This is a genomic window from Massilia sp. PWRC2, from assembly GCF_049896725.1.
Classification (GTDB): Bacteria; Pseudomonadota; Gammaproteobacteria; order Burkholderiales; family Burkholderiaceae_D; genus JAFCUW01.
In genome coordinates this window covers 612,262-618,701 of the sequence record NZ_JAFCUW010000002.1, presented here as the reverse complement: position 1 = coordinate 618,701, position 6,440 = coordinate 612,262, and the positions used below count along the sequence as shown (strand labels likewise).

Annotated in this window: 11 protein-coding genes and 1 tRNA gene; 6 read left to right on the top strand and 6 right to left on the bottom strand. The window is 56.7% G+C overall.

Going from position 1 to position 6,440, the window contains the following annotated elements; genetic code table 11:
- Positions 1-378, top strand: a 378-nt coding sequence (locus ACP7BZ_RS07625) for an IS30 family transposase (protein WP_426111652.1), incomplete at its 5' end; no start/stop codon positions are given.
- A gap of 115 nt (positions 379-493) precedes the next feature.
- Here ACP7BZ_RS07625 and ACP7BZ_RS07620 read toward each other — a convergent pair.
- Together ACP7BZ_RS07620 and ACP7BZ_RS07615 are read right to left on the bottom strand one after the other, a co-directional pair.
- Positions 494-769, bottom strand: coding sequence for a hypothetical protein (locus ACP7BZ_RS07620; RefSeq protein ID WP_426111650.1), 276 nt, complete (start codon positions 767-769; stop codon positions 494-496).
- The gene (locus ACP7BZ_RS07615; protein ID WP_426111648.1) at positions 766-1,368 is read right to left on the bottom strand and encodes an RHS repeat-associated core domain-containing protein; all 603 of its coding nucleotides are present in this window, start codon (positions 1,366-1,368) and stop codon (positions 766-768) included. The genes ACP7BZ_RS07620 and ACP7BZ_RS07615 overlap by 4 nt, the downstream gene beginning before the upstream one ends.
- A gap of 121 nt (positions 1,369-1,489) precedes the next feature.
- On the opposite strand from ACP7BZ_RS07615, the gene ACP7BZ_RS07610 reads away from it, so the two are divergent.
- The 3 genes from ACP7BZ_RS07610 to ACP7BZ_RS07600 all read left to right on the top strand — a co-directional run bounded on the left by ACP7BZ_RS07610 (position 1,490) and on the right by ACP7BZ_RS07600 (position 2,401).
- Positions 1,490-1,630 (top strand): hypothetical protein, encoded by a 141-nt coding sequence (locus ACP7BZ_RS07610; RefSeq protein WP_426111646.1) that lies wholly within the window; start codon positions 1,490-1,492, stop codon positions 1,628-1,630.
- Entirely contained in the window at positions 1,623-1,802 is a 180-nt protein-coding gene (locus ACP7BZ_RS07605) for a hypothetical protein (RefSeq protein WP_426111644.1), read from the top strand. The genes ACP7BZ_RS07610 and ACP7BZ_RS07605 overlap by 8 nt, the downstream gene beginning before the upstream one ends.
- A gap of 113 nt (positions 1,803-1,915) precedes the next feature.
- Positions 1,916-2,401, top strand: coding sequence for a lipoprotein (locus ACP7BZ_RS07600; protein ID WP_426111642.1), 486 nt, complete (start codon positions 1,916-1,918; stop codon positions 2,399-2,401).
- Here the strand turns inward: ACP7BZ_RS07600 and ACP7BZ_RS07595 are convergent.
- Positions 2,398-3,141: an LPD38 domain-containing protein gene (locus ACP7BZ_RS07595; RefSeq protein ID WP_426111640.1), complete on the bottom strand. Its 744-nt coding sequence runs from the start codon at positions 3,139-3,141 to the stop codon at positions 2,398-2,400. The genes ACP7BZ_RS07600 and ACP7BZ_RS07595 overlap by 4 nt on opposite strands.
- Positions 3,142-3,194: 53 nt before the next feature.
- Here ACP7BZ_RS07595 and ACP7BZ_RS07590 point away from each other — a divergent pair, with 53 nt between their 5' ends.
- Positions 3,195-3,425: a helix-turn-helix domain-containing protein gene (locus ACP7BZ_RS07590; RefSeq protein ID WP_426111639.1), complete on the top strand. Its 231-nt coding sequence runs from the start codon at positions 3,195-3,197 to the stop codon at positions 3,423-3,425.
- A gap of 24 nt (positions 3,426-3,449) precedes the next feature.
- Positions 3,450-4,529 carry a tyrosine-type recombinase/integrase gene (locus ACP7BZ_RS07585; RefSeq protein WP_426111637.1) on the top strand — a complete coding sequence of 360 codons (1,080 nt, stop codon included), beginning with the start codon at positions 3,450-3,452 and terminating at the stop codon, positions 4,527-4,529.
- A gap of 15 nt (positions 4,530-4,544) precedes the next feature.
- Here ACP7BZ_RS07585 and ACP7BZ_RS07580 read toward each other — a convergent pair.
- The 3 genes from ACP7BZ_RS07580 to ACP7BZ_RS07570 all read right to left on the bottom strand — a co-directional run bounded on the left by ACP7BZ_RS07580 (position 4,545) and on the right by ACP7BZ_RS07570 (position 6,380).
- Positions 4,545-4,634: transfer RNA gene (locus ACP7BZ_RS07580), tRNA-Ser, on the bottom strand.
- Between the two features lie 166 nt (positions 4,635-4,800).
- A complete protein-coding gene (gene serS / locus ACP7BZ_RS07575) occupies positions 4,801-6,090 on the bottom strand; it encodes a serine--tRNA ligase (protein WP_426111635.1) in 1,290 nt (429 codons plus the stop codon).
- A gap of 89 nt (positions 6,091-6,179) precedes the next feature.
- Positions 6,180-6,380 (bottom strand): hypothetical protein, encoded by a 201-nt coding sequence (locus ACP7BZ_RS07570; RefSeq protein ID WP_426111633.1) that lies wholly within the window; start codon positions 6,378-6,380, stop codon positions 6,180-6,182.
- Between the last annotated feature and the right edge of the window lie 60 nt (positions 6,381-6,440).

Genomic DNA, 6,440 nt, shown 5'->3' with positions numbered 1-6,440 from the left:
GCCGGCACCCGCTCCGTCGTCGACAGCTTTTCGGCCGTGCTCAACCGTCAGCCCGCCGAACTGCGCAAGTCGATGACCTACGACCAGGGCCGCGAGATGCATGGCCACAAAATTCTCACTGAGCGCACCGGCGTGCAGATCTACTTTGCCGACCCGCACAGCCCATGGCAGCGCGGCTCCAATGAGAACACCAACGGCTTGCTGCGCCAGTACATGCCAAAGGGCTCAGACCTGTCGATTTACTCGCAGGACGACCTCGATGCCATCGCACTATCGCTCAATACGCGACCACGTGAAACGCTCGGCTGGAAGTCCCCGCTGGTGGTTTATACCGAACACATGGCTCGGCTACAATTGCAGGCCGATTCGATTCATTAACCCGGTGTTGCACTTGATACTTGAGACCGCCACGACTCGCGTCGTCCGCACTTTAATACCGATATCGGATTTTATAACGCTTTGTCGCTACATCGAAACGCTGTACTTGGTAATATCAAATTGATTGAAAATTCTTCTTGGTCGATCGCCTAAGTTTTTCAAGCATTCCCCACCAATCTTTTTGCGACAGCTGAGGCAAGTATAAATCTCCAAGCCACTTCACATGACAACGCATCTCTATCTGCTTCAAAGCATCGTTGCGAGTCGCCGCCAACAAAGTTTGATCTGACGCTAAGTTTGCAAGGCGCTGCAAATCACCAGCATCGTCAATAAAGCCTGCTTGATTAAGTTCAGAAATGATGGTGGTAATTAATTCTGATAATGTCGTCATCTTTTAATTGCTCCTGTGTATTTGCCTCCGGCAGTTACGACTTGCCAGCCCCCGCCAATTTTGTCAGGCCCCCATTGCGGCTGAGGCGCCACTTTTCCTTCTAGAAGCATTTGGTTTCGAGCTAAGACAACAGGACTTTCAACTTCTGCTGAATTATTTGGTCGAAGCGCAAGTCTCTGGCGTCTTTCCGAAGATGTTGCTCCAGCCGAGCATCGTGTCACAAATACTCCTGATGCAGCTCCTGCAGCGGATTCAGTAATTGTAAATTGCTCTCCGGCGAGTCCTGGAGAAGCATAAATTTGACCATCAAAGCTTTTTACTACTTCCTGCTGCTGTATTTTTGAAAGTCCTCGTGCTCTCAGTAACTTTTTTGCGGAGTTGTTGTTTATCGGAAATCCTGAGCACGTGGTGAGCCCCAATGGGTCCATCCATCCAGTGGGATTAGGCGCGTACTCATAGAGATTGTTGCCGCCCGCCACTCCAATCGGATCCTGCGCCAGATACCTTGCTGTGTCGGGATCATAGTATCGATACCGGTTGTAATGCAGCCCCGTCTCTTCATCCAGGTACTGCCCTTGAAACCGTATCGGATTGCGCATACCCTTTCACAGCGGCCGAGCGTGATGCCGCTGTGCAGCGCGTTAAAGCCGGCGGCGACTTGGGCTTCATGAGCGGCAAGACGCTGTACCGGCACATCTACCTGGAATGCAAGGGGGCAGCATGAGTAAATACGAAGCGCTCGACCAGGCCATTCTGGAAATGATCGTCGGCCCACCGCAGTTATTTGCAGCGATCTTTGTGCGGGAGGTGCGCCGGCAGTGCGAAGCTCATGCCGCAGCCGAGGGTGACCGCCATGTGTGAAGCGCTATTGGAAAATTCAGACATCGCCATTATTGCCCTGGTTTATATTGCCGTCCTGGCAGCATTTATTCACAACCTGTTCCGCATTAACCAAAAGGCCCGGCGGCGGAGGGCTGCGTATGAGGCTGGCCGGCGCCAATCTGACGGCAGGCTGGTCAAGGATTTTGGATAGTGACAACAGCCGGGGAAACCCGGCTTTTTATCGCGCACTTGAAACTGACTAGATGGGGTGTATGCTTGTTAATTCCACAAACGTAAACAAATCACACATCACTGGAGTTCCCCATGCGCCGAATCATCCTTGCCACCACCGCCGCTGTGCTGCTGTCTGCCTGCACTGCCATGCTGCCGCCACGCCTCCAGGCACAGGAATTTGCGCAGAGCGCGCGCCCGCAGGCCGAGGCTGGCCAGATGAAGTGGTCGGACTATTACGGCGCCATGTACCGGACCATCGCTGATGGCCGGCCGGAGGCGGGGTCAACAGATCGCATGAAAATATTCGGCATGATGCGGACAAATGCGCTGGCCTATGAGGATGGACAGATCACGCGCGAACAGTTTTTTGGCCGGCAGCGATCTGCCGATGAATCCTACATGAGCGTCGCCGAGAGAGATCTGGCCACGCAAGCCCGCCTCGACGCATCGCGGCCGCGCGGCAAGAGCGCAGCCGACGAATATGCGGAGAAGGCAGCGGCCCGCGCCAGAGAGAGCGGGCCGATAAATTGCACGTCGAGTACCGCTGCTGGGATGACCAGCACCCATTGCGATTAACCATCCCTGCCCTGCTGGCGCGCTATCCGGATTTCTTCGACCCGCTTGGCATAGGTATTCCGAATGGCCGTCAGCCGCTCCATTTCCATCTGCTTTGCGTCGCCGTTCATCGTCTTGTCTGCCGTGATGCGCTTCTCCTGCTGGCCAATCGCCGCCATCTTCTTCGACACTGAGGCATAGACCTTCGCCATTGCCAGCTTGTCCCGGTTGTCGTCGATCACCTCGCGTGCTTTGTCCAGGTCGCCAGTGGCGATGTAGGATTTGTAATCAGCCTGGGCCTGGGCGACGGCTTTGGCATTCTCGTAATAGCTGGTCACATATCCCGACTGCGCCGCCGGCAGTGACTTAACAAAATTCCCCACCACGAACATGTCGTCGACGCGCCGGCTGGCAGATTCTCCCTCCTTGAATGGCTCGGCCAGCACGTTCGATGTACCGAGGATCATCGAACCGACCCAGCCGAGATAGCCTTTCAACAGATAATCGTACTGGATCGGAGAGAATTTCAGCGAGTTGGGGTCAACGCCCGTCGCCGTGGAGATCGCATTGGCCAGCATGCCATTGACTGCGCCCGCGGCCTTGCCGATCGTCGACGTGCCAGGGTTGATGCGGTTTTCAGGAGAGAGCCGTTCGGCGCCAACAGATTCGATGGCCCGGCCGGTGAAGCCAAGCACCATCGCGCCAGCCACCGCCGTCCCGCCAGCCGCAAGGGCGAAGTTACGACGATGACGATATTCCATTCTGATGGGTAAGTTTTAGAAATTACACGCACTTATCCATACTGGAGTAGGGCATGAATCAAGAACAACGAGAGCGGAAGCCGGTGAATAACATTTTGACACTGAGCCAAGTAGCTGAGCGGCTGAACCTCAACGTAGAGACTGCACGGCGCTGGGCAGTAGCAGGACGTATCCCGGCATTCCGCTATAACGACTGCGGCCGATGGCACGCTTTTGAAGAAGATGTGCAGAAATTCCTGGATGCGCATAGACTCAAAGCCGCGTCCGGGCAGGCGCAAGTGTAAGCCATAAGAGAAGGAGAACTCAAAATGGCACTATATCAACGAAGCCCATCGAAAATCTGGTGGGTCGATTTGACCCTTCCAGACGGTTCCCGTCACAGGGAGTCGAGCAAGACAAGCAACAAGCAACTGGCGACGGCGTTCCACGACAGCACCAAGGTGGCGCTGTGGCGGGAAATCCAGTTGGGCATCAAGCGCGACAAGTCGCTCGACGAAGCGATCAAGCTGTTCCTCAAGGAGAAGGCAGACCGCAAATCTGTTAAGTGCTACGAGGAACAGTTGGAATGGTGGCGCCGGGAGCTTGGCAGCAAGACGCTTTTACGGGACATCACCCAGGAGAACATCATCAAAGCGATCACAAAAAAACGTGACGTGGAGAAGTCGGCGCCGGCGACGTGCAACCGATACCTGGCTGCGTTGAAGGCGATGTTGCGGCTGGTGGCGACGAAGCACAAGTGGATTGAGCTGGCGATTATCCCGCACTTTTTCTTCTTCGATGAACCGAAGGGGCGTGTGCGGTGGTTGAAGCCGGCGGAGATTGCACGACTGCTGGCGGCCTTGCCGGAGCATGCGCGCGCGCTGGCGGTGTTTGCCTTGGCCACAGGACTGCGGCGTAGCAACGTCACGGGCTTGCGGTGGGAGCAGATCGACATGGCGAACCGCGTCGTCATCATTGAGGGCGCGAGCATGAAGAATGGTTGTGACTTAGGGCTACCGCTGCCCGAGGAAGCAATGGTGATTTTGCGTCAACAGATCGGCAAGCATGACCAGTTTGTATTTACATATTCTGGAAAGCCGATGACGCGCATTGGGTATCACACATGGAAGAACGCATGTGAGGCGGCCGGCCTGGTCGACTTCAAGTGGCACGATTTGCGCCATTGCTGGGCGACCATGATGTTGCAGGGTGGAACACCTCTCAATGCGTTACAGGCATTGGGTGCGTGGGAAACGCCAAGCATGGTTCAGCGGTACGCGCATCACTGCGCGGAGAGCCTGCGTGGGTACACTGGGGTGGTGGACGGAGTGTTGTCAAAAATCACGACACAATCTCCGTCACACCCCACTTTTCAGCCCAACAAATTCGCGCTAGGGAAAGCCGCATAATTAGCTGGTATTACCTGGCGGAGAGGGTGGGATTCGAACCCACGGTAGGTTTGACCCTACGCCTGATTTCGAGTCAGGTACATTCGGCCACTCTGCCACCTCTCCGGTGTTTCATTTGAACTCTTGGCCAGTTAAGTAGCGCAAGGGTGGTATTCAAATTCTTTTCGCATGCTGCTGCGAGGACAAAATTATAGCAAAGCCTGAGATAAATGGAAGAGTGAATTTGAGAAATTAACGAAATAATTCTCTCACCGCCCTGCCCTGGGATGCCTCAAGCGCTCAGACGCTCGAGCCCGCCCATGTAAGGACGCAGCACTGCCGGAATCACCACACTGCCATCGGCCTGCTGATAATTTTCCAGTACCGCCACCAGCGTGCGCCCCACCGCCAGGCCAGAGCCGTTCAGGGTGTGCAGCAATTCCGGCTTGCCGGCGGCATTGCGAAAGCGCGCCTGCATGCGGCGGGCCTGGAAGGCTTCGCAGTTCGACAGCGAAGAAATTTCGCGATAGGTGTTTTGGGCCGGCAGCCAGACTTCCAGATCATAGGTCTTGGTGGCGGCAAAGCCCATGTCGCCCGTGCACAGCGACATCACCCGGTACGGCAATCCCAGGCCCTGCAAAATCGCTTCGGCATGGCCGACCATCTGTTCGAGCACCTCGTAGGAAGTGTCGGGATGGACCACCTGCACCATTTCCACCTTGTCGAACTGGTGCTGTCGGATCATGCCACGGGTGTCGCGGCCATAGCTGCCCGCTTCTGAACGAAAACACGGCGTGTGCGCCGTCATCTTAATGGGCAGGCTGTCGAGGGCGACGATGTCGTCGCGTACCAGGTTGGTCAACGGTACTTCCGAGGTGGGAATCAGATAAAACGTTTCGCCCTCCCCTTCGACGCCACCTTTTTTCACGGAAAACAGGTCCGCTTCAAATTTCGGCAACTGGCCGGTGCCGCGCAGCGAATCGGCATTGACCATGTACGGCGTGTAGCACTCGGTGTAGCCGTGCTGGTCGGTGTGGGTGTTGAGCATGTACTGCGCCAGCGCTCGGTGCAGGCGGGCGATGCCACCCTTCATGACGGAAAAGCGCGAACCGGTCAGCTTGGTCGCCACTTCAAAGTCCAGCCCCAGCGGCCCGCCCAGGTCGACGTGGTCTTTCACTTCGAAATCAAATTGCGGCGGCGTGCCGACCTTGCGCACTTCGACGTTGGCCGTTTCATCCAGGCCCTCCGGCACCGATGCGTGCGGCAAGTTCGGCACCGCTTCCATGAAGTGGGCCACCTGCGCCCGGTTGGCCGCCAGCGCCAGCTCGTTGGCCTTGAGCTCGTCGGCAATAGCGGCCACTTCCGCCATCAGGGCGCTGCTGTCTTCGCCTTTGCCCTTGAGCATGCCGATCTGCTTGGACAGCGAGTTGCGCTTGCCCTGCAGTTCTTCGGTACGGGTCTGGGTGGCCTTGCGTTCGGCTTCGAGGGCGTTGAAGGCCGCCACGTCGAGCTGGAATTTGCGGCTTGCCAGCCGGGTTGCGACAAGGTCGATGTCTTTGCGCAGCAGTTGAATATCTATCATTTTGGAATGCCGGTTTGAGTGAATGGTAATTGTACCAACCGACAGGCCATTGTTGGCGAACTTTGGCGCGACCGCCCCGCGCCGACGCCCTACAGTGCTGCTTTTTCAGCGGCGCTCAAGCGATGCCCCTGGATGACGACCACCTGCATCTGCGCTGCAACAGGCACGGCCTTGGTGATCGCCGCTGCCTGGTTCACGCGGGTGGGCAGGGCCGCCGTGGCGTAGGTGGCAAAGGTGGCCGTGGCAGCGACGACGAGGAACAGGGCTTCGAAATTTTTGATGGTTTTCATGGTGATTCTCCTTGGGGTGAACCGGCGATCCGGCTTGGTATGGTGCTACTGTAACGAGCA